The organism is Kitasatospora sp. NPDC101157, assembly GCF_044768255.1.
Lineage (GTDB): Bacteria > Actinomycetota > Actinomycetes > Streptomycetales > Streptomycetaceae > Kitasatospora.
The window spans coordinates 77,416-99,148 of record NZ_JBIWPL010000025.1 but is presented as its reverse complement, the minus strand read 5'-3'; the positions used below and the strand labels follow the sequence as shown (position 1 = coordinate 99,148).

19 protein-coding genes are annotated in these 21,733 nt (G+C 73.9%); 5 read left to right on the top strand and 14 right to left on the bottom strand.

Translation table 11 applies throughout. From position 1 onward, the window contains the following. Positions 1–141: 141 nt before the first annotated feature. Entirely contained in the window at positions 142–1,161 is a 1,020-nt protein-coding gene (locus ACIRVF_RS34435; protein ID WP_402826894.1) for a hypothetical protein, read from the bottom strand. 122 nt (positions 1,162–1,283) lie between these two features. On the opposite strand from ACIRVF_RS34435, the gene ACIRVF_RS34430 reads away from it, so the two are divergent. Further along, positions 1,284–1,874: a TetR/AcrR family transcriptional regulator gene (locus ACIRVF_RS34430; RefSeq protein ID WP_402826892.1), complete on the top strand. Its 591-nt coding sequence runs from the start codon at positions 1,284–1,286 to the stop codon at positions 1,872–1,874. Here the strand turns inward: ACIRVF_RS34430 and ACIRVF_RS34425 are convergent. Further along, positions 1,864–2,517: a TetR/AcrR family transcriptional regulator gene (locus ACIRVF_RS34425; protein ID WP_402826889.1), complete on the bottom strand. Its 654-nt coding sequence runs from the start codon at positions 2,515–2,517 to the stop codon at positions 1,864–1,866. The genes ACIRVF_RS34430 and ACIRVF_RS34425 overlap by 11 nt on opposite strands. A gap of 143 nt (positions 2,518–2,660) precedes the next feature. On the opposite strand from ACIRVF_RS34425, the gene ACIRVF_RS34420 reads away from it, so the two are divergent. Continuing rightward, positions 2,661–3,410, top strand: coding sequence for an SDR family oxidoreductase (locus ACIRVF_RS34420; RefSeq protein WP_402826886.1), 750 nt, complete (start codon positions 2,661–2,663; stop codon positions 3,408–3,410). A 121-nt stretch (positions 3,411–3,531) separates the two neighbouring features. Here the strand turns inward: ACIRVF_RS34420 and ACIRVF_RS34415 are convergent, their stop codons facing one another. The 3 genes from ACIRVF_RS34415 to ACIRVF_RS34405 all read right to left on the bottom strand — a co-directional run bounded on the left by ACIRVF_RS34415 (position 3,532) and on the right by ACIRVF_RS34405 (position 7,625). Continuing rightward, the gene (locus ACIRVF_RS34415) at positions 3,532–4,938 is read right to left on the bottom strand and encodes an SDR family oxidoreductase (RefSeq protein WP_402826883.1); all 1,407 of its coding nucleotides are present in this window, start codon (positions 4,936–4,938) and stop codon (positions 3,532–3,534) included. A gap of 366 nt (positions 4,939–5,304) precedes the next feature. Further along, entirely contained in the window at positions 5,305–6,801 is a 1,497-nt protein-coding gene (locus ACIRVF_RS34410) for a carbohydrate binding domain-containing protein (protein WP_402826880.1), read from the bottom strand. Between the two features lie 215 nt (positions 6,802–7,016). Continuing rightward, on the bottom strand, positions 7,017–7,625 hold the full coding sequence (locus tag ACIRVF_RS34405; protein ID WP_402826877.1) for a choice-of-anchor C family protein: 609 nt from the start codon (positions 7,623–7,625) through the stop codon (positions 7,017–7,019). Positions 7,626–8,076: 451 nt separating this feature from the next. Here ACIRVF_RS34405 and ACIRVF_RS34400 point away from each other — a divergent pair, with 451 nt between their 5' ends. Continuing rightward, positions 8,077–9,036 carry an aldo/keto reductase gene (locus ACIRVF_RS34400; protein WP_402826875.1) on the top strand — a complete coding sequence of 320 codons (960 nt, stop codon included), beginning with the start codon at positions 8,077–8,079 and terminating at the stop codon, positions 9,034–9,036. 3 nt (positions 9,037–9,039) lie between these two features. Here the strand turns inward: ACIRVF_RS34400 and ACIRVF_RS34395 are convergent, their stop codons facing one another. The 4 genes from ACIRVF_RS34395 to ACIRVF_RS34380 form a co-directional block, all read right to left on the bottom strand. Further along, positions 9,040–9,735 carry a GNAT family N-acetyltransferase gene (locus ACIRVF_RS34395; RefSeq protein WP_402826872.1) on the bottom strand — a complete coding sequence of 232 codons (696 nt, stop codon included), beginning with the start codon at positions 9,733–9,735 and terminating at the stop codon, positions 9,040–9,042. A gap of 94 nt (positions 9,736–9,829) precedes the next feature. Continuing rightward, the gene (locus tag ACIRVF_RS34390) at positions 9,830–10,504 is read right to left on the bottom strand and encodes a nitroreductase family protein (RefSeq protein ID WP_402826869.1); all 675 of its coding nucleotides are present in this window, start codon (positions 10,502–10,504) and stop codon (positions 9,830–9,832) included. Between the two features lie 83 nt (positions 10,505–10,587). Further along, positions 10,588–12,225, bottom strand: coding sequence for an ABC-F family ATP-binding cassette domain-containing protein (locus ACIRVF_RS34385; RefSeq protein ID WP_402826866.1), 1,638 nt, complete (start codon positions 12,223–12,225; stop codon positions 10,588–10,590). 93 nt (positions 12,226–12,318) lie between these two features. Continuing rightward, entirely contained in the window at positions 12,319–13,524 is a 1,206-nt protein-coding gene (locus tag ACIRVF_RS34380) for a trypsin-like serine peptidase (protein WP_402826864.1), read from the bottom strand. Positions 13,525–14,091: 567 nt separating this feature from the next. Here ACIRVF_RS34380 and ACIRVF_RS34375 point away from each other — a divergent pair. Next, the gene (locus ACIRVF_RS34375) at positions 14,092–15,699 is read left to right on the top strand and encodes an ABC-F family ATP-binding cassette domain-containing protein (RefSeq protein ID WP_402826861.1); all 1,608 of its coding nucleotides are present in this window, start codon (positions 14,092–14,094) and stop codon (positions 15,697–15,699) included. 3 nt (positions 15,700–15,702) lie between these two features. Here the strand turns inward: ACIRVF_RS34375 and ACIRVF_RS34370 are convergent, their stop codons facing one another. Beyond that, positions 15,703–17,217 (bottom strand): S41 family peptidase, encoded by a 1,515-nt coding sequence (locus ACIRVF_RS34370; RefSeq protein WP_402826858.1) that lies wholly within the window; start codon positions 17,215–17,217, stop codon positions 15,703–15,705. A gap of 327 nt (positions 17,218–17,544) precedes the next feature. On the opposite strand from ACIRVF_RS34370, the gene ACIRVF_RS34365 reads away from it, so the two are divergent. Next, positions 17,545–17,757, top strand: coding sequence for a hypothetical protein (locus ACIRVF_RS34365; protein ID WP_402826855.1), 213 nt, complete (start codon positions 17,545–17,547; stop codon positions 17,755–17,757). 101 nt (positions 17,758–17,858) lie between these two features. On the opposite strand, the gene ACIRVF_RS34360 is transcribed toward ACIRVF_RS34365, so the two are convergent. The 4 genes from ACIRVF_RS34360 to ACIRVF_RS34345 form a co-directional block, all read right to left on the bottom strand. Continuing rightward, positions 17,859–18,506 carry a Pr6Pr family membrane protein gene (locus ACIRVF_RS34360; protein WP_402826852.1) on the bottom strand — a complete coding sequence of 216 codons (648 nt, stop codon included), beginning with the start codon at positions 18,504–18,506 and terminating at the stop codon, positions 17,859–17,861. A 227-nt stretch (positions 18,507–18,733) separates the two neighbouring features. Then, positions 18,734–19,450, bottom strand: a complete 717-nt coding sequence (locus tag ACIRVF_RS34355; RefSeq protein WP_402826849.1) for a response regulator — start codon at positions 19,448–19,450, stop codon at positions 18,734–18,736. After that, a complete protein-coding gene (locus ACIRVF_RS34350) occupies positions 19,447–20,685 on the bottom strand; it encodes a sensor histidine kinase (protein WP_402827000.1) in 1,239 nt (412 codons plus the stop codon). The genes ACIRVF_RS34355 and ACIRVF_RS34350 overlap by 4 nt, the downstream gene beginning before the upstream one ends. Further along, positions 20,643–21,683 (bottom strand): hypothetical protein, encoded by a 1,041-nt coding sequence (locus tag ACIRVF_RS34345; RefSeq protein WP_402826848.1) that lies wholly within the window; start codon positions 21,681–21,683, stop codon positions 20,643–20,645. Before ACIRVF_RS34345 ends, ACIRVF_RS34350 begins: the two co-directional genes overlap by 43 nt. Positions 21,684–21,733: the final 50 nt, after the last annotated feature.

Sequence of the window (21,733 nt, the reverse complement as noted above, 5' to 3'; positions counted from 1 at the left end):
CCCCGGCCGACCCGGCGCGGGGGGGGGGGGGGGCCCGGCCCGGGCCCCGGGCTCAAGCACAAAACCGCGCCGGGGGCGCCCCCCGCGCCCCGGCGCGCCCGGGCGGGCCGCCCCGCCCCCCCCCCCCCCCAGCGCCGCATCTCAGTGCGTGCGGTAGTACTCGCCGACCGCGGTGAAGGCCTCCTTCGGGTCCCAGGGGAGCCCGGGGAAGGTGCTGCCCGGGCGGTCCTCGTGGACCTTGACGATGCCGTAACCGGCCAGGTCGAGGTCCTCGCGCGGGTCGCCGTCCGGGCGGTGGACGAAGTCGTACAGCGCGAACGTGAACACGAAGGCCGCGTCGATCCCGCCGGCCTCGAAGGCCGTCAGCAGTTCCCTCAGGTAGGCGGCCTGGCCGGGCTCGTCACGCTGGTAGTCGCCGTCGAGGCGCAGCGGGCCGTCGGGGCCGTACTCGACCACCGACAGGCCGAGGGCGCCCCGGTCGCCCGCGCCGCGGTAGGTGGCGGAGCCGAACTCGGTGACGGCGACCGGCTTGCCCTGGGCGGTCAGCTCGCGGACGCCGTCGGCGAACCGGTCGGCGATCTCGGCGGAGCGGTAGAGGTCGAGGGAGACGATGTCGAAGGGCGTCCAGTCGACCCGCTCCAGCGGGACGGCGGCGTAGGTGAGCCTGCCGTGGAAGTGCTCGCGGACGGTGGCCACCACCTCGCCGAGGAAGGCGTTCACCCTGTCGCTGACGGCGCCGAGGTGCTCGCGCACCGCCTCCGGCCGGGCGAGCAGCGCGATCCGCTCGTCCGTGGTGTCGCCCGGCAGGAACCCCGGGTTCATCAGGCTGAGTTCGGCGCCGGCCACGAACACCACCTCGGCCCCGGCGAGGCGCAGCCGCTCCGCGCGCCCGGCGCAGTCGGCGAACAGCCGCAGCATCTCCCCGGCGGTCAGCTCCAGGGGGTACGGGGAGAACCAGACCTCCAGCCCCAGCCCGGCGGCGTACTCGGCGGCGAGTTCGATCCGGTCCGGATCCCCGCCCATGATCCGGACGGCGGTGCAGTGCAGTTCGTCGCGGATGATCCGCAGCTCGCGCTCGACGACCTCGGGGTCGAACAGCTTGCGTGAGTACGAGCCGTCCCTGACGAATCCGGTGTCGTAGCTGATTCCCTTGGCGCGCATGGTTCCCTGCTTTCCCGGAGGATCGGAAATTTACGGTACGGCCAGTACCGTAGTTGCCGTGGGCCCGGCGCGGCAAGTAAGCATGGTGGCGGTACGGGCGGCAGCGAGGGCGGAGCGGGAACATGGCCGGGCAGACGCGGCGACGCGGAACGGCGCTGGAGGAGGCGATCCTGGCGGCGGCCGTCGCGGAGCTCGCCGAATCCGGGTACGCCGGGCTGACCATGGACAGGGTCGCCGCCCGCGCGGGCACCAACAAGAACGCCCTCTACCGGCGCTGGCCGAACCGGCTGGCCCTCGGCATCGCCGCCTACAAGCAGCTCGCCAAGGCCGCCCCGCTTCCCGACACCGGTGAACTGCGCGGCGACGTCCTGGAGTTGCTGCGCCAGGCGAACCGGCACTGGAGCTCCCCGCTCGGCGGCGTGCTGCGCGAACTGCTGGCCGCGGCGGGCGGCGCGACGGAGTTCCTGGCGCAGCTGCAGGACCAGTCCGGCGACGCCGCGGCCGCCCCCTGGCTCACCGTGCTGGGCCGGGCCGTCGCCCGCGGCGAGGCGGCGCCCGAGGTGCTGCACCCGCGGGTGGCGACGGTGGCGGTGGTGCTGCTGCGCAACGAGTTCGTCGTCCGGGGCGTGCCGAGTGCGCCCGACGACGTGCTGGTGGAGATCGTGGACGAGGTGTACCTGCCGCTGGTCCGGCGCCGGGGCGCTACCGGCTGAGCCGGTTCCCCTCGGCGCGGTTCCCCTCGGCGCGGTTCCCCTCGGTCAGGGTGGCGGCGAGGCGCTCGGCGGCGGCCGCGTCCAGTGGGGCGTGGCCGAGCAGGAAGCGGTACCAGAACAGCCCGTAGACCTGGTCCACGATCAGGTCCAGGTCGGCGTCGCCGCTCAGTTCGCCGCGTTCGCGGCCCCGGGCGAGGAGTTCGTGCAGCACGGTCCGCCGGGTGGCGCTGAAGGTCCGCATCAGTTCGGCCAGGTGGGGGTCGCGGGCGGCCTCGCGGACGACCGTGCGCAGCGCGGAGGCGGTGGTGCTGCGTTGCGCGGCGTCGAAGGTGGTCTCGATGAAGGCGCGCAGGTCGGTGTGCAGGCTGCCGGTGTCCGGCTGGTCGGAGACGTCCTGGTCGGCGCGGTCGGTGAGGGCGTCCAGCAGGACGGCGCCCTTGGAGGGCCACCAGCGGTAGACGGTCTGCTTGCCGACGCCGGCCGTACGGGCGATGGCGTCGATGGTGACGGGCGTGCCGTCGGAGTCGGCGAGCAGGTGCAGTGCCGCGTCCAGGATCGCCCGGTGGGCCGCCTCGTTGCGGCGGCGGCCGGTGTGCGGCCGGGGGGAGGGGCCCTGTTCGGCCCTCGGGTCGGTCCCGCTCATCGTGCTCCCTTTCGTCCTGCCCCGCCCTGCCCGTCTTGGACACGCTTGACAAGACTAACAGTCTCGGCAAGCATCTTTACCGGAACGCACGGTCTCGACAATCTGGCGAACGGGCCAGTGAACAAGCCGGAAGGGCCAGAACCATGAGCACTGCATCTGCATCGAACGTCTTCGCCGGACAGCGCATCGTCGTGATGGGCGGCAGCTCGGGCATCGGCGAGGCCACCGCCACCGCCTTCGCGGCGGACGGCGCCGAGGTCGTGATCACCGGCCGCGACCGCGAGAAGCTGGACGCCGCCGTGGCCCGGATCGGCGGCAGCACCAGCGGCGCCCGGCTGGACGCGACCGACCCGGCCGCCCTGGCCGACTTCTTCACCGGGACCGGCACCGTCGACCACCTGGTCGTCGCGGTCAGCGGCGCGGCGGGCAGCGGCCCGTTCGCCGAGCTCGACCTCGCCGACCTCGCGCACGGCTTCGACGCCAAGTTCTGGCCGCAGGTCCGCGTCCTCCAGGCCGCCCTGCCGCACCTGCGCAAGGACGGCTCGGTCACCCTGATCACCGCCGCCTCGGCCCGCGCCGCCATCCCCGGCACCGCCGGACTGGCCGCCATCAACGGCGCCCTGGAGGCGATGGTCCCGCCGCTGGCCGTCGAACTCGCCCCGCTGCGGGTCAACGCCGTCTCGCCCGGCGTGATCGACACCCCGTGGTGGGACCGCGTCCCCTCCGAGCAGCGCACCGCCCTCTTCGACGGGCTGGCCGCCACCACCCCGGTCGGCCGGGTCGGCCGCCCCGAGGACGTCGCCCGGGCGATCCACATGTTCGCCGCCAACACCTTCGTCACCGGCGTGGTGCTCGACTGCACCGGCGGTGCCAACCTCCCGACCGGCCGCTGACCCACGGCCTGACCCGACGCCCCGGCCCGGCTCCCCTCCCGGGCCGGGGCGTCGTCGCCGCCCCCGGCACGGCTGTTACGGCACCCGATCCGCTACCACGCCCGATCCGCGCCCTGAGCCGTCACCACTCCGCCACCCGGTAGTCCTTGAGGAAGACCCCCGACACCGGGTGCCCTGCCTCGCCGCGGACGATCGGGTCGTAGACCCGGGCGGCGCCGTCCACGATGTCCAGCGGCGTGCGGAATCCGCGGGCGGCGATCCGGGCCTTCGTGGGCGCCGGGTTCTCGTCGGTGATCCAGCCGGTGTCGACGGCGCACATGTGGACGCCCTGCGGGGCGAGTTCGGCCGCGCTGGTGCGGGTGAGCATGTTGAGCGCGGCCTTGGCCATGTTGGTGTGGGGGTGGCGCGCGGTCTTGTTGCGGACGGCGAACCGGCCCTCCACCGCGGTGACGTTGACGATGTAGCGGGCGGGGTGCGGGGAGGCGAGCAGCAGCGGCAGCAGCCGGTCGCAGAGCAGGGCCGGGGCGAGGGCGTTGACCAGCTGGGTCTCCAGCACCTCGGCCGGGTCGAGCGAACCGAGCGTGGCGGACCAGGAGTTGGCGGGTGCGAGGTCGGGCAGCAGTCCGGCCTCGTCGGTGAGATCCAGCAGGGATCCCGCTCCGGAGGGGAGTCGGGCCGTGTCGGCGAACGGCCGGAACCCGGGGGCGCGGGTGAGGGCCCTGCGGTCGGCGGCCGGCAGGGGCGTGGACTCCCCCGCCGCCAGCAGGGCGTAGGACTCGGGCGGGCGGCGCAGCGTCTGCGCGGCGTTGTTGACCAGGATGTCCAGCGGGCGGCCGTCGGTACGCAACTGCTCGGTCAGGCCGAGGACCTGGCGCGGGTCGCGGAGGTCGATGCCGACCACGGTCAGCCGCTCCCACCACTGCTCGCTGCCCTCGGCGGCGCGGAAGCGGCGCACGGTGTCCTGCGGGAAGCGGCTGGTGACGGTCAGCTCGGCGCCGTCCCGCAGCAGCATCAGCGCGAGCTGGAAGCCGATCTTCACCCGGCCGCCGGTGAGCAGCGCCCGGCGGCCCCGAAGATCGGTGGAGAGGCCGCGGCGGGCGGTGTTGTCGGTCGCGCAGTCCGGGCAGAGCATGTGGTAGAAGCCGTCGACCCGGCGGTACGGCTGCTTGCAGACGTAGCACCTGCGCGGCACCTGCAGCTCGCCGACCGGCCCGGTGGGGTGCCCGGTGAGCGGTGCGTCCTCGCGGCGGTGCCGGGCGCCGGTCGCGGTCGCGGCGAGCAGGTCGGCATCGGCCTGCCGGAGCGCCTCCTTGGCCTCCTGGCGGCGGCGCTTGCGGCTCTCCGTCACGAAGGAGCTGAGCTGCCGCTCGGCGCGCAGCCGGGTGCGGTCGTGGGAGGGGAGGCTGCGCAGCCGGCCCAGGGTGTGGCTGAAGGCGCTGAGTTCCTCGGGGGTGAGGCCCACCGCGCAGGCGGCTTCGCTGGTCGTGGTGTCGGTGATCAGCTGGTGGTGGTCGTCCCGGACCGTCATGTCCGCCCCCTCGTTCCGTACAGGTGGGAGGGACTGTAGTTGACGGTCCGGGACGATGAGATGCCAATTTCCGCCGGGGCGGCGCGGGTGCTCAGCCGCAGTCGGGCGTCAGCGAACCGACCCGGCGGCGAGGGCGATCGCGGCGGCGGAGGCGAGGGCTGTGCGGAGAAGGCGGTCGCGCACGGGGCTCCCAGCCGTTCGGCACGGGAGGACGGCTGCCGTCCGTGTGGGCGGCGTCACCGCATGCTAGATGGTTCCTTGGTGAACGGCCGTTGTCACACAAGGTTTCCGGACAGCCGCGCCGGAACGCACGGAGGTGCCGGCCGCCCTCCCCGGGCGGCCGGCACCTCGTCCGTGCGGCGGGTCTCAGCCCGCGTACTGGCCGAAGATCTTCGCGAACTCGTACGGCTGCTGCGGGATGTTGGTGCACTTGGCCAGCGAGCCGCCGGTGCAGGCGTTGGCGTCCCGGGTGGCGTCCCAGAAGGCGAGCAGGCCGAGGTGGTGTTGCTTGGCGAAGGTCACCAACTGCTGGGCGGCGGCCTGGTTGTAGACCTGGTGGTCGTCGTTCTCGCCGATCATCGGGGTGACCCCGACCATGGCCCACAGCTGGGCGTCGGTCTTCGCGGGGTAGAGCGCCTTGAGCTGGCCGAAGGTGGACTGCGCGGCCTGGACGGCGGCGTTGCCGTAGTCGGCGCCGGAGCGGTAGTAGTCCATCGCCATGACGTTGACCAGGTCGAGGTCGACCCCGGCGTCCCGGGCGGACTTGACGACGGCGACGCCGTCGCTGGTCAGTCCCTCGGGCAGGACGGGAAGGGTGAGCGAGACCTTGAGGCCGGGGTGGGCCCGCTGGAGCTTGGCGAGCGCGGCCGAGCGGCGGTCGTTGGAGGCGGTGTCGGCGATCGCCGCGCCCTCGATGTCGTAGTCGACGTAGCGCAGGCCGTAGGCCTTGACCACGGCGTCGTACTCGGTGAACAGGGAGTCCACCGAGGTACAGGCGGCGGCGAGTTCGGTGCCGGCCGCGCCGCCGAAGGAGAGCTTGACGTCGCCGCCGGCCGCGCGCAGCGCGTCGATCTGGTCCTTCGCCCAACCGGTGCGCGGGTCGTAGGCGTTGAACCAGCTGGCCTTGCAGCCGACGCCGGTGACGAAGCCCATGCTGTAGCCCTTGACGCCGCCCGACCTGGCCATGTCGGGCATGGACGGGGTGGGCCAGGCGCCCATGTCGATGTAGGGGGCGACGGGGAGGGCGACGTTCGGCGGCGGGGTGGTCGGGCCGCCGGTGGGTGTGCCGGTGGGCGGGGTGGTCGGCGGAGTGGTCGGACCGCCGCCGGGACCGGTGAGGGTGACGTCGTCGGCGAGGTAGCCGCCCTGCCCGTACCAGCCGTGCAGGTAGACGGTGACGCTGGTGGTGTTCGGACCGGTGGTGAAACCGGCGGACAGCTGCTGCCAGTCGGAACCGCCGGGGGTCCACACGGCGGGGTCGGTGACGCCGTTGCCGGTGGCGCCGAGGTAGACGTACCGGCCCTGCACCCAGGCGCTCAGGCTGTAGGTGGTGTTGGGCTGGACGCTCACGGTCTCGCCGCACTGCGCGGTGTCGCTCGCGCTCACCGCCCCCTTGAGGGCGTAGGTCCCGGTGTGGGAAACGGAGTTGACGACGCTACCGGTGCCGGCGGAACAGCTCCACGGGTCGAGGACGCCGCTCTCGAAGCCGCCGTTGGCGAGCAGGTTGGCGTCGGCGGCGCCGGCGTTCCCGGCGAGGGTGGCGAGGCCGCCGGCGGCGAGCACGGTGGCGGCGGCGAGGCTCAGCAGTCCGGTCCGGACGGTGGGGCGGCGGTGGGTGGGGGCGTGCTGGAGCGCGCTGGGCATGGGGGTGCCTCTCGGGACGTGGGGCCGCCCGCGCCGTGAAGGGGGGACACGGGGCGGGCGGCAGCATGGGGGCCGGTCCGGTGCGGGGAGGAGCGCGGTGCTGAGGATCAAACTGGACTAGACCAGCTGTGCACGTCAAGCACTTCCCGGCTTCCGGGCGCCGTCCGAGGGCAGGTTTCGGGGCGGGGTGATGGACCGCCCTCCCGCGGGCCGGTTCAGCCGCAGCAGGGCTTGCACTCCTTCACCTGCACGTTGTCCAGCACCGGGCCGAACGGGCCGCCCACCGTGCTCGCGAAGCTCAGCGTGGTGCTGGAGTTCTGTGCGACGAAGCTGAACTGCCGTCCCACGTAGCCCATCGCGGCCATGGTCCGGCCGGTGACGTCGAAGGAGAAGTCCTGGAAGTCCTGCCCGTCGATGAGCGCCTTGCCGGTCCGGACGGCGGGACCGCCGCCGGGGTTGCCGGCCAGCGCGTACGTCACCGAGTAGGTGGCGCCGGGGACGGTGGTGAAGGTCTGGGCGATGGTGCCGGCGGAGGCGCCGTTGAGGTCGAGCGACTGGTCGCCCTCGGCGGCCTGCCACATGCCCGCCCCGATCAGGTCGACGCTGCCGCCGGTGACCCGCCACGGGCCGATGCTCTGCCCGGCGGCGAACTCGGCGAAGCTGCCCGCCGGGGCCTTGGGGGACTCGAAGCTGCCGTCGTCGAAGCGGCTGAGGGCGCGGTGGCCGGCCGCCTCGGCCGGGGCGGCGAGCGCGGTGGTGGTCAGGGCCGTGGTGGCGGCGACGGCCAGGGCGAGCGCGGCGGTGCGGGTGCGCGAGAACGACATGGATTTCCTCCCCGAGGTCCGTGACCTTTCGGTCACTTCCGTGATGTCGGCCCGAGTTGATCGGTCGCGAACAGAGCGTCGACCGTCCCGACGAGCCGTGCCAAGGCCGGGCGGAGGGCGCCCGGTGGTGCGGGGTGCCCGGAGGCGGGCGCTCGCGCGCCGGTTTGACGGGGCCGGGACCGCGGGGGCTTGGCGGACCGTGCGGGGACGAACGCCCGGGGTCGACGGCCGGATGCGGGAGCCCGGTGGTGAACCCGGAGTCGTGCGCCCTGTTCGCACCTCCGTGGTGGGTAGATGAGCATATGAACCGCTCGGTGGTCAAAGGTGGGCAAAGGCCGAAATCAGTCGAACCGACACGGCACTTGGCCGATCGTCAGCAATGATCGGCCCGGGGCCGGTGGTGGGTTCGGCCGGCCGCGGAACCAGCCGGAGAGCAGACAGGAGCACCGTGATGCGCAACGCCCCGTTCGGCAGCAACGGTCCGGAGGTCGGCGTCATCGGCCTCGGCTGCATGGGGATGACCTTCGCCTACGACGTCCGCAACCGCGACGACGAGAAGTCCGTCGGGGTGATCCGCCAGGCGCTCGACCTCGGCGTCACCCTGATCGACACCGCCGACATCTACGGCCCGTTCACCAACGAGGAGGTGGTCGGCGCCGCCCTGGAGGGCCCGTACCGCGAGCGCGCCTTCCTGGCCACCAAGGTCGGCATGGTCCCGGGCGCGGTCGGCTCGGACGGTCGGCGCGACGGCAGCCCCGAGCACGTGCGCCGCTCGATCGACGACAGCCTGCGCCGGCTGCGCACCGACCACCTCGACCTCTACCAGCTGCACCGGGTCGACCCGGCCGTCCCGATCGAGGAGACCTGGGGCGCACTCGCGGAGACCGTGCGGGCGGGCAAGGTCCGGCTGATCGGGCTCTCCGAGGTCGGCGTCGAGGAGATCCGGCGGGCCCAGGCGGTGCACCCGGTGGCCTCGGTGCAGTCCGAGCTGTCGCTGTGGACCCGGGACGCGCTCGCCGAGGTCCTGCCGTACACCGAGGAGCAGGGCATCGCCTTCCTGCCGTACTCGCCGCTCGGCCGCGGCTTCCTGACCGGCGGCATCACCTCCCTCGACGAGCTGCCCGAGGACGACTTCCGCCGCCGGTTGCCGCGCTTCCAGCAGGACGCCCTGCAGGCCAACCTGGAGCTGGTCGGGCGGGTCAGGGCGGTCGCCGACCGGCTCGGCGCCACGCCCGCCCAGGTGGCGCTGGCCTGGACGCTGGCGCAGGGCCGGTACGTCTTCCCGATCCCCGGCACCAAGACGCCGCGCTACCTGCTGGACAACGCCGGCGCCGCCGGGATCACGCTCTCGGCGGACGACCTGGCCGAGCTGGACGCGCTGCCCGCCGCCGAGGGCGGCCGCTACTACTGACCCTCAGCGCTCCTTCACCCACACCAGCTGCCGTCCGGTCTCGCCCGGGGCCCGGGCGGCGGCCTCGGTGATCCGGTCCAGCCGGTAGCCGAGCTTGCGCGGGACGGCCGCGCTGGCGCCGTTCGCCTGGTCGCAGCGGATCTCCACCCGGGCGATCCCCGGCAGGGCCAGTGCGGCCTCGGTCAGCGCCCCGGCCGCGGCGGTGGCGATGCCGCGGCCGACGTGCCGGGCGGCGACCCAGTAGCCGATCTCCAGCGCGCCCGGGCCGATCCGCCCGTGCAGGCCGAAGGCGCCGACCACCCGGCCGGGCGCGCCGTCCAGGTCGGCCAGGTACATGAAGTCCGTGCCGGCCTCCCAGGCGGCGGTGCCGGCCCTGGTCAGCTCGGCGGTCCGGGCCCGGGTGGGGGCCTCGGCCGCCCACTCCATCCAGGGCCGCAGGTGCTCCAGATTGGCGCGGACGGCCCGGTTCAGCGCCGGGGCGTGGGCGCTGCGACGGCGGTGCAGCCGCAGGCCGCCGGGCAGCCGCAGCAGCTCGGGCGGCCGCCCGGTGGTCACCTCGGGTGCGTCCGTCGGGGCCGCCGGGGCCGTCGGTGCCTCCGGCGCCGCCGTGCCTGCCGGAGCCTCCGGGTCCGCAGGTGCCGCCGTGCCTGCCGGAGCCGCCCGGGCGGGCTCGCAGGAGTGCGACTGTGCTCGGCTCATGGCCGCGATTATGTCCTTGGCCCGGACCTGCCACATCCGGAGGGGGCGCGACCCGAGCCCCCGGTCGGGGGTGCGGGCGGCGCGCCCCGGCGCGTCAGAGCCGGACCATCACCTCGTCGAGCTCCTTGCGCCGCAGGTCCGGCACGCGCGCCCCCTCGGCCGGGTAGCCGACCGGGATCACGTACGCCGCGCGCTCCTCCGCCGGGCGGTCGCACACCTCGTTGAGGAACCGCATCGGGCTCGGCGTGTGGGTCAGCGTCGCCAGCCCCGCCTGGTGCAGCGAGGCCAGCAGCAGCCCGACCGCGATCCCCACCGACTCCTTGGTGTAGTACGGGCGCGGCGAGTTGGGCCCCTTGTGCACCTCGAAGACCACGATCACGGCCGGCGCGTCCTCCAGGAACGGCTTGTGCCAGTCGGTGCCGATCGGCGCCAGCGCGGCCAGCCACTCCTCGGACGCCCGGTGGTCGTAGAACTCGCGTTCCTCGGCCTCGGCCGCCTCGCGCAGCAGCCGCTTGCGCTCCGGGTCGGTGATCACCACGAAGCGCCAGGGCTGGACGTGCGCGCCGCTGGGCGCGGTGCTCGCGGTGCGGACGGCCCACTCGATCACCCCGTCCGGGATCGGGCGGGTGTCGTAGTCGCGGACGGTCCGGCGCTGCGCCATCACGTCGTGGAAGGCCTTGCTGCGGTCCTCGGCCTGGTGGGCCGGCACCGTCATCGGGGTGAGCGGGACGGTCGGGTGGGACGCCCCTGCCACTGCGCTGTCAACCATGGGCGACAGCACAGCACATGACGGCGACTCCGGGAAGAGGTAGAGACCAATTCCCGGAGCCGCCGACCGTACCGCCTTGGGGGCTACAGCTCGTGCACCCGTCCGTCGCGGACCTCGATCCGTCGGTTCACCGCCACGGTGTCCAGCATCCGCCGGTCGTGGGTGACCAGCAGCAGGGTGCCGGTGTACGAGCCGAGCGCCGACTCCAGCTGCTCGATCGCGGGCAGGTCCAGGTGGTTGGTGGGCTCGTCCAGCACCAGCAGGTTGACCCCGCGCGCCTGCAGCAGCGCCAGCGCGGCCCGGGTACGCTCGCCGGGGGAGAGGGTGCCGGCCGGGCGCAGCACGTGCGCCGCCTTCAGACCGAACTTGGCCAGCAGGGTGCGCACCTCCTCCTCGGTGAACTCCGGTACGGCGGCCGCGAAGGCGTCCGCCAGCGGCTCTCCGCCGAGGAACAGTCCCCGTGCCTGGTCCACCTCGCCGACCACCACGCCGGAGCCCAGCGCGGCGCTGCCGCCGTCGAGTTCGAGCCGGCCGAGGAGGGCCGCCAGCAGGGTGGACTTGCCCGCGCCGTTGGCACCCGTGATGGCGACCCGGTCGGCCCAGTCGATCTGCAGGTCCACCGGGCCGAAGGCGAAGTCGCCGCGCCTGGCGACGGCCGCCCGCAGGGTGGCGACCACCGAGCCGGAGCGCGGCGCGGTGGCGATCTCCATCCGCAGCTCCCACTCCTTGCGCGGCTCCTCGACCACGTCCAGCCGCTCGATCATCCGCTGGGTCTGCCGGGCCTTGGAGGCCTGCTTCTCGGTGGACTCGGCGCGGGTCGCGCGGGCCTTCTTGTCGTTGTCGCCGCCCTTGCGGCGGGCGTTGCGGACGCCGTGCTCCATCCAGTTGCGCTGCATCTGCGCCCGGGCCTCCAGGGAGGCCTTGGTGTCGGCGTACTCCTCGTACTCCTCACGGGCGTGCCGGCGGGCCATCGCCCGCTCCTCCAGGTACGCCTCGTAGCCGCCGCCGTACAGGTTGACCTGCTGCTGGTGCAGGTCCAGCTCCAGCACCTTGGTGACGGTGCGGGCCAGGAACTCGCGGTCGTGGCTGATCACCACGGTGCCGGCGCGCAGGCCCTTGACGAAGGCCTCCAGCCGCTCCAGGCCGTCCAGGTCGAGGTCGTTGGTGGGCTCGTCGAGCAGGAACACGTCGTAGCGGGAGAGCAGCAGCGAGGCCAGGCCCGCGCGGGCGGCCTGGCCGCCGGACAGCGCCGTCATCGGAAGGTCGAGGGAGACCTTGAGACCCAGCGAGTCGGCCACCTCCTCGGCGCGCTCCTCCAGGTCCGCGCCGCCGAGGTCCAGCCAGCGGTCCAGGCTCGCCGCGTACGCGTCGTCGGCACCCGGGCGGCCCTCGACCAGGCCCTCGGTGGCCTCGTCCAGCGCGGCCTGGGCGGCCGCGACGCCCGTGCGCCGGGCCAGGAAGTCGCGCACCGACTCGCCCTCGCGCCGCTCCGGCTCCTGCGGGAGGTGGCCGACGTTGGCGCTCGCCGGGCTGAGCCGGAGCGACCCGCCCTCGGGGGTGTCCAGCCCGGCCAGCAGCCGCAGCAGGGTCGACTTGCCGGCGCCGTTCACGCCGACCAGGCCGATCACGTCGCCGGGGGCGACGACCAGGTCCAGGCCGGAGAAGAGGGTGCGTTCGCCGTGGCCGGCGCTGAGGTCCTTGACTACGAGTGTGGCGCTCATGATGGGCCGATTGTAGGAGGACCGGGCCCCGCGCCGGAAAAGCCCGGGGCCGCGGCTGTGGCAGCCGCGGCCCCGGGATCACCGCTCAGCGGGTCACTTGGCCTTCTTGGAGAAGTAGTCGAACATGTGCGCCGCGACGTCCTCCAGGTAGGGGCCGGCCTCGTAGGTGTTGGCGCCGTTGCCGACGGAGGTGTCGCTGACCAGGGCCGGCTTGCCGTCCTTGGTGGCGTACCAGCCGCCGCCGCTGCTGCCGCCGGTCATGTTGCAGCCGATCATCAGCATCGCCGGGCGGTCCGGGACGCCGGGCTTGGCGGTCGGCTTGCCGCCGTCGCAGTGCTCCAGCTCGACGCCGTCGAAGGGCTTGCCCTCCGGGAAGCCGTAGTTGGAGACGGAGGCGAACTGGTCACGCGGGGCGTTGAACCACAGCGGCACCGAGCCGCCGACGGTCTCCTCCAGCGACTTGCCGTTCGGGTCGGGGTTGGCGACCTTGATGATGCCGAAGTCGTACTGGCTCCAGGGGCCGCCCTTCTCCGGGTCGGCCTCCTGCGTCCACTGCGGGGAGACCATGCCGGCGGTCGCGCCCCACTCGCCGTACGGCTCGGCGTCCTCCAGCTTGGACTTCTGCTTGTTGCCGTTGCTCAGCACGCCGTTGCTGTTGAAGGCCGGGGCGAAGGTGATGTCGGTGTAGTACTTGTTGCCCTTGCCGCCGTGCAGGCAGTGGCTCGCGGTCCACACCAGGTTGCTCTTGCCCGGGTGGGCCGGGTCGGAGACGACGGTGCCGGAGCACACGTAGTCGTCGTTGCCGTCCTTGAAGAAGATCTTGCCGTTGACGTGCATGTTCTTCGGGAACGGGTGCGCCACGGGCTTCGCCGCGACGACCGGGGGCAGGTCACCCGGTCCGGTCGGCGGCTGCGCGGCGGTGGGCTGGGCCGGGGCCGCGGTCGTCGGCTGCGCGGTCGGCTGGGCCGGGTCCTGCGCCGGGGCCTGCGGCAGCGGCTTCGGCTTGGCGTTCAGCAGCTTCTGCAGGGTCCAGTAGCCCTTGACCGCCGGGGTGATCACGTTGGCCTGGGCCCACTTGTCCCAGTCCTCCAGCTTCCAGGTCTTCAGCTCCTGGACCGTCGGCAGCTTGAGCGGCGCGGCGCCCGGCTTCCCGGAGGCGGAGGCAGCGACCGTCGGAGCCGCGCTCTGGGCGCCGGCCGGGTCACTGTTGTCCGGCCCGCAACCGGTGGCGACCACCATGGTCAGCGCGGCGACGGAAGCGCCGAGGACGGCGCGGCTCGGCCGGGATATCGGTGACATGAGTTCAAATCCCCCTGTTGACTACCGCCATACGCCCCGTTCCTCGGGTACGGCCCCCGGGGCCGCAGGTATGGCAGGTGAGGAGTCTGCCATGCGGATAAGGAACTCCTTACATCCGGCCCCGGCCGGGACGGAGCTGTCACCGGATCGGCACGGGATCGGCACGGAGCCTTTGCCGGGCCCGGGTGGTCGGGGGTCAGGGCGGTCGGGGCGGTCGGGGCGGTCGGGGCGGTCGGTGGCCGGTGGTCGGTGGCCGGGGTCCGGGGGCCGGGTGGTCGGGGCCGGACGGCCACGCCGGATAAATCGGTTGCGCCCGTCCGTCGGCCTGCCTAGCGTGGTCCACGTCGTCCGCCAGACAAGGAGAAGGCCGTTGATCTACTGAGGTCCCGGGACACCGCCCCGCCACGCAGGCTCTGTTGCCGCGTGGTGTGCGAGTGTGCGACCTCAGTCACGGCCCCGTGGCGCCTCCTGTAGCGCCGCCCTGTCCTCCGGCCGTTCCGGTTCCGCACCCGCGGTGTCTCCCCGTGTTGCTCATCACCCCTTCAGCAACCACCCGGGAGGCCTTGCATGGCACAACCCACCACCGCCGTCCTCTGCACCGACCTCGCGTTCGAGTGGCCCGACGGCAAGCCCGTCCTGGACGGCTTCCACCTCGCCGTCGGCCCCGGCCGCACCGGACTGATCGGCCTCAACGGCGCCGGGAAGTCCACCCTGCTGCGGCTGATCGCCGGCGAGCTCACCCCCACCGGCGGCACCGTCCGGATCGCGGGCGAACTCGGCTACCTGCCACAGGGCCTGACGCTCGACACCGGTCTGCGGGTCGACGAGGCCCTCGGCATCCGGGCCGCCCGCGAGGCCCTGCACGCCATCGAGTCCGGCGACACCGACCAGCGGCACTTCGACGCCGTCGGCGACGACTGGGACGTCGAGGAGCGCGCCCGCGCGACCCTCGACCGGCTCGGTCTGCACGGCCTCGGCCTCGACCGCACCACCGGCGAACTCTCCGGTGGCGAGGCGGTGCTGCTGCGCCTGGCCGCCCTGCTGCTGCGCCGCCCCGACGTGCTGCTGCTCGACGAGCCCACCAACAACCTCGACCGGGCCGCCCGCGAGCGGCTCTACGAGGCGGTGGCCGGCTGGCACGGCGTCCTGGTGGTCGTCAGCCACGACCGCGAACTGCTGCGGCACGTGGACCAGATCGCCGACCTCCGGGACGGCGAAGTCACCTGGTACGGCGGCAACTTCGACGATTACGAGCGCACCCTCGCGGCCCAGCAGGAGACGGCCGAGCGGCTGCTGCGCAACGCCGAGGCCGACGTCCAGCGGCAGAAGCGGGACTTGGTCGAAGCCCGCAGCAGGCTGGAGCGCAGCGCCAGCTACGGCCGGAAGCGCTCGGTCACCCGCAACGACCCGCACATCTTCGCCGGGATGCTCAAACGCAAGGGCCAGGAGACGGCGGGCCGGCTCACCGGCATGCACACCGAGCGCCTGGAGGAGGCCAAGGCTCGGCTGACCGCGGCCGAGGAGGCGGTGCGCGACGACGCCGAGATCCGGGTCGACCTGCCGCGCACCGCCGTGCCGGCCGGGCGCGGGGTCCTCACCCTGCAGAAGGTCCGGCTGCCCGACGGCGCCACCGTCGACCTCGACCTGCGCGGCGCCGAGCGGATCGCCCTGGTCGGGCGCAACGGCTCCGGCAAGACCACGCTGCTGCGCACCATCGCGGGCGAACTCGCCCCGCTGGACGGCATGGTCACCACCCAGGTGCCGCTGCGCCACCTGCCCCAGCGGCTCGACCTGCTGGACGACGAGCTGACGGTCGCGGAGAACGTCAAGCGGTTCGCTCCGGGCGCCGGGGACAACGCCGTCCGCGCCCGGCTGGCCCGCTTCCTGTTCCGCGGCGGCCGGGCCGACCAGCCGGCCGGCACGCTGTCCGGCGGCGAGCGGTTCCGGGCGACGCTGGCCGCCCTGCTGCTGGCCGACCCGCCGCCGCAACTGCTGCTGCTCGACGAACCGACCAACAATCTGGACCTCGCCAGCGTCCGCCAGCTCACCCAGGCGCTGGCCGCCTACCGGGGCGCGCTGATCGTGGTCAGCCACGACCTGCCGTTCCTGCGCGGCCTGGGGCTGACCAGGTGGCTGGAGCTGGACGGCGGACTGAGGGCGGTGGACCCGATGTAGCGGTTACTGCTCCTGCTGGTGCTGGTGCTGGTGCTGGTGCTGGTGCTGGTGCTGGGCGCCCTGTGCGTCCTGCGCCTCCTCGGCGAGCACCCGGCGGGCCGTGCTCAGGGCGGAGTCCCTGAGCCCGGCCAGCTCGTCGGGGGTGAACACCGGCGTGCGGACGTCCGGCGGGATGCCCGGGCCGTCGAAGGTGCAGCCCTCCCCGGTGAGGTACTTCTCGTTCGGCAGGACGGCCATGAAGCCCGGTGAGAGGGTCCTGATCAGCACGTCGGAGAAGACGCCCTGGGTGTTCTCGCCGATCCTGGTCACGTGCGGGGCCCGGCCCATCAGGGCCTGGGTGAAGGTCTCCGCGGCGCTGGCCGAGATCGAGGAGGTGAGCACCGCCACCGGGCCGGTGAAGTGCCGGCCCGCCGAGGGCCGCACGGCGATCGGCTCGGGCCGGGTGAACTCCGTCGGATCGGCCGGGTCGTCGCGTGCCACCTTCCGGTAGGCGAGGTACGGGCGGTCGGTGAGCCGGGCCGCGATGTGCAGCCCGAGCGCGTCCGAGCCGCCGCCGTTCAGCCGCACGTCGACGACCAGGCCGGTCAGACCGTCCGGGTCGGCCAGCAGGGCGTCCAGCGCCTCGTCCAACTCGGTGACCTGGCTGCCGAAGTCGCCGTCGGTGTAGCCCTCGAAGCTGCTCACCCGGAGGTAGCCGATGCCGTCGGGGAGCCGGCCCACGCCGAGCCGCCCGCCGGCGAAGAGCCGCTCCGGGCCGGTCAGTCGGGCGGCGGCCGCCTGCCGGGCCCGCTCGGTCAGCTCCGGGGTGCGCCGGGTGCTGCCGGGCCGCCGTCCCCCGAACACGCCCTTGGGCTGCCCGTCGACCACCCGGGCCAGTCCGGTGTGGGCGTCGCCCAGGGGCCGGAGCATGTCGACGAGGACGTCCTGCAACTGCTCGGGCGTCGTCGCAGGGGTGATCCGCCGCCGCTGCTCGTCCCGGACGGCGTGCCAGTCGATGCCCTTGGCCGCGAAGAAGGGGTAGTTCTCCTCGAAGGTCTCCCAGAACCGGTCGAAGACCGAGAGCGGGTCGTTCGGCGCCGGTCGGGTGCACTCCGGCGGCAGGGCGTCGATCCGGAGGAGGGTCTTGCTGCCGACCCCGCCCTCTTCGCGGTCGACGGCCCGGCCCGGGCCCTTCGGAGTGAGCGACAGGGCCTCGTTGCCCATCACGTAGCGGACGGTGCCGTCCGGCCCGGGCGGCCCGGCCTGGGTTGCGGTGACCCAGCCGGGCACGCAGCTGTGCGCCGTCACGTCGTAGGTGACCAGCCGGCCGGCGGTGACGGTGACCACCAGGCCGTAGCCGTCCGTCCGCCAGACCCCCTCCAGTGGACTTCCCTCCAGTGGACTCCCCGCCGGCGGGCCGGCGGCCCGTCCCTGTGTGGCCACCCCTTGCGCCGTGGCCACCCCCGGCCCCGCCAGCCCGACGGCCGTCGCCAGCGCCACCGTCGCGGTCGCCGCCCTGCCGATGCTCCTGTGCCTCATCCCGGCCTCCGCCGAATCCCGGCCTCCCCCGCGGAACCCCTCCGCCGCCGCACTCCCGAAGCTACGGGCGCCCGTGCCGCCCGGTCGTCATCCCACGCGCCGCGGCCCTGCCCTCCTCCGGGCCCACCCGCGCGGCCGTAACGAACCGTCCCGGGAGGGATGGACGGCAAACGGTTTGACGGCGGGTGGGAAAGGGCGGCGGGCGGCGGGTGGGAACGGGTGGCGGGTCGCGGACGAAGGGCCGCGGACGGAGGGCGGGTGGGGCGCCGCGGGTGGAAGTCCGCCGAACCGCCTCCAACTTCCCTGCGCCGCAGCACCATCGGTGACATGCCTGCGCTCGACATCGAGTACACGGAGCACGAACTCGCCGCGATCCGCGAGGTCGCCGCCGCGGACGGCAAGAGCGTGAAGGCGTACGTCCACGACCTCAGCGTTCGGGAGCAGCAGCGCCGGGTGTTCGTGGACCACGCGGTGGCGTTCTGGAAGGACCACCGGGCGGAGTTCGACGCCGCGTTCCCGGAGGACGCGCCCGCCGCATGAGCCGGGCTTGCCGGGTGAACCCGGCGTGCCGGGCATGCCGCGCCGACCGGAGCCGCGCGGCCGGCCGCTCCGATCGCGTTCGTGTTCCGCGCCGCGCTCCGCTACGCCCGGGCCGGCTTCAGCCTGCCCGCGACCAGCGTGCCCAGCCGGTCCAGTCCGACCACGAGGGCGCCGAGAACGACGAACTCGACCGTCAGCTGGGCGATCTGGCCCCAGACGTAGCCGTAGCCCTTGGTGGTCGGGTCGAAGAAGAAGTACGGGTAGGGCGTCGGGAAGTCGTCGAACAGCGCGTTCCGGGCGAGCACGACCGCCGCGTAGCCGAGCGGGAAGGCCAGCCAGAGCGGGATGTCCTTCCAGGCCACCGCGTTGCGTGGCTTGAGCACCAGCCAGTCGGCCAGCACCATCACCGGCGTGACGTAGTGGAGGAAGAAGGACGACCAGTGCGCCAGCCGGTCCGGCCCGCTGATCAGGCCGGGCAGTGGGTTGGCACCGTGCTGGAGCAGGATGTGCGAGACCAGCCCGGTGATCAGGATGTACAGGGTCGCGGCCCCGCGCAGCCGGGGCGCGGGCGCGTCCACCGTGCCGCGCTGGACCATCCAGTACACCGCGCCGATGAAGTAGCCGAGCACGATGACGTTGCTCTGCACGGTGAAGTACACCAGCGAGGACTCCCCGAGGACCAGGCCGAGGCCGGCGGAGAGCACGATGCCCGCGCGCCACCACAGCGCCGGGCGGGTCCGGACGGTCATGCGGCCACCAGTTCGTTCCAGGCGATACGGGAGGTATCGGACAGTTGAGCGGAACTTCGTACTCTACTTGCCCGCCGTGGGAGCCCGGAATCCGCGTACGGACCGGCGGACCGGTGGACCGGTGGACCGGTGGACCGGTGGACCGACGGACCGGTGGACCGACGGACCGGTGGACCGACGGATCTGCGGACCGACGGATCTGCGGACCGGCCGGGTGACTTGCGGGCTCAGCCCGGGAGCACGAACCCCGACTCGTACGCCGCGATCACCGCCTGGGTGCGGTCCCGGGCGCCGAGCTTGGCCAGCACGCTGCCGACGTGGGTCTTCACCGTCTCCTGGCTGACCACCAGCTGCCGGGCGATCTCACCGTTGTTCAGCCCGGTGGCCATCAGCCGCAGCACCTGGCCCTCCCGCTCGGTCAGCCGTCCGATCGGGCCCCGGCCCGCGGTGGCCGCGCGCCGGCCGTCCGCGCCGTGCCGCAGCGCGAGTTCGCGCACGGCTGCCGGGAACAGCAGCGAGTCCCCGCGCGCCACCAGCCGCACCGCCTGGACCATCTCCTCCGCCCGCGCCCGCTTCAGCAGGAACCCGGCGGCGCCCGCGCGCAGCGCGTCGTACACGTGGTCGTCGTGCTCGAAGGTGGTGACCACCAGGATCCTCGGCGGTTCGGCCATCCCGCCGACCAGCTGCTCGGTGGCCCGGATGCCGTCGATGCCGGGCATCCGGACGTCCATCAGCACCACGTCCGGGCGCAGTTCGCGCACCAGCGGGACGACCTCGGCGCCGTCAGAGGCCTCGCCGACCACGGTGAGGTCGGGCTCGGCGTCGATCACCACCCGCAGGCCCATCCGGACCAGCCGTTCGTCGTCCGCGATCACCACGCGGACGGTGCCGCTCCCACCGTGCTCGTCCTCGCGTTCGTGCCCGGTCTCGTGTTCGTCGCTCATCCCGCGGTCCCTCCCACCGGCAGCCACACGGCCAGCCGCCACGTCGTTCCGTCCTCGCTCGGCCCCACGGCGCTGCCGCCGTTCAGCGCCGTCGCGCGCTCCCCGATCCCGCGCAGCCCGCGCCCGCCGCCGGGGCGGCTCGGGCGGGTCGGGCGGGTCGGGCCCAGCGGGTTGGTCAGTTCGATCTCCAGCCGGTCGGCATCGAGCGCGACGCGCAGTCCGGCCGGGGCGGGCCCGGCGTGCCGCAGCACGTTGGTGAGCCCCTCCTGCACGATCCGGTACGCCTCGCGGGAGACCTCGGCCGGCAGCGCGTCCAGGCCGGGTGCCAGCTCGGCGTCCACCGTCACGCCGGTGCGGGCGAGTTGGCGCAGCAGGTCGGCCAGTCCTTCGAGCGTGGGCCCGGCCGGTCCGGTGCCGGCGTCCTCCTCCTCGCGCAACAGCCCGAGCACGGTGTCCAGTTCGGCCACCGCCCCGCGGGCGGTCTCCTCGATCGCCCGCAGCGCCTCGGCGGCGAAGTCAGGGTCGGTGCGCAGCACCCGGGCGGCCGCCGAGGCCTGGATGCCGACCGCGCTGAGCGCGTGCCCGACCGAGTCGTGCAGTTCCCGGGCCAGCCGGTTGCGCTGGGCGAGCACGGTGGCCCGGCGCTCGGCGGCGGCCAGTCGCTCCTCCGGGGTGGGGCCGAGCAGGACGGGCGCCCAACGGGCCAGCAGCGCGCCGCAGGCGGCGCTGGTCCCGACGATCAGCAGCAGCAGGGCGAGGCCGAGCGCCGGGCCGGTGAGCATCCAGTCGGGGAAGCGGTCGGTCCAGTACCGGGAGAGTTCCTGGCCCCCGACGAAGCCGAACAGGAGCGCCACCGCGAACGGCACCCCGGCCAGGGTCATCCCGGCGACCACCCCGCCGGAGAACAGGTGCAGCACGAACCAGAGCGCGGTGCGCCGTCGGGCCGCCCAGGACCGGGCCGGCCCGGTGGCCAACTCCTCCGGCCGGGCCACCGCGCACAGCGCCCGGGCGGCCGCCCCCTCCAGTCCCCGGACGGTCGGCACCAGCGCGGTGACCGCGGCCATCGGCAGCGAGGTGAACAACGCGAGGAACTGCAACAGCAGTTGGCGCAGGTGCCCCTGGTCGGGGTTCAGCGCTCCGAGCACCACCACCGACAGCAGGTAGTACGGCATGAGCAGCGCGCCGCCCAGTACTAGGTGCACCCAGCGCAGCCGGGCGCGCCGCCCGAACAACACCTCTCCCGCCCGCCGAATCCGGCCGCCCCCCGTGTCCACCCGGGTGACTCTACGACAGGGCCGCGCGCGGCGGCCGCCCGTTCGACCAGCGCCACCGCTCCGACGGCCAGCACCAGCACCGCGGTCACCACCTGCGCGGCCTGCACCAGGGCCATCGGTCCGGTCGTCCCGGTCGCGGTGGCGCCGAAGGCCACCAACTGCCAGCAGCCCCAGCCGAACAGCGACCCGGCAGCCGTCCAGACCACCAGCAGCGGCGTGCGCAGCGGTCGCCGGGGCAGGATCCGGAACACCAGCACCAGCAGTCCCGCCGAGGCGGCCACCGCCATCGCCGCCGTCACGGCGTCCATCACCGCCACGCCCCTGGACCGGTCCTGTACCGACCCGGCCGGCAGTCCGGCCGTGCCGCCCGCCGCCCAGTACGCCCGGGCCGCCGCGGTCCCGAGCCCGAGCAGCGCGGCGACGCAGGCCAGAACGCGCTGCACGGTCAGGGTGGGGGAGCGCGGCAGGTCGCCGGTCCTCGCCCGCAGCAGCCCGGCCCAGCGCCGGCGGGCGTACAGGACGAAGGCGGTGATCAGCGCCAGCCCCTGGACGGCGAAGCCGCCGTACACCACCGCGAACACCCAGTCGCCGAGACCGCCGGCGGCCTCCTGTCCCGTGCTCGGCTCCGGCCCCAGCAGCGGGATGCTCAGCAGGTACAGCGGCAACGCCACCAGGACGGTGCCGAGCAGCCCGGTCGCCACCCACATCGGGAAGAGCACGAGGCCGGCCGGTGCCCGCCGTCCCCACGGACGGACGAAGGCCAGCGCCAGGGCCACGGCGACGGCGTCCATCCCGACGGTCAGCAGGTTCACCAGCCACAGCCGGTCCATCGCGCCGGGATCGTCCGATCCCACGGGATGCCCGGTCAGCCACAGCGCCTTGAGCGTCAGGTACGGCCCGGTCGCCGCCACGGCGGTCCACCCGGCGAGGGGCCGTATCCGCCCTTCATCGATCCTCATGCCCCCAGGCTGCCGCCGCGCCCGGTCCGCGACCTCCGCCGTGGGCGCGA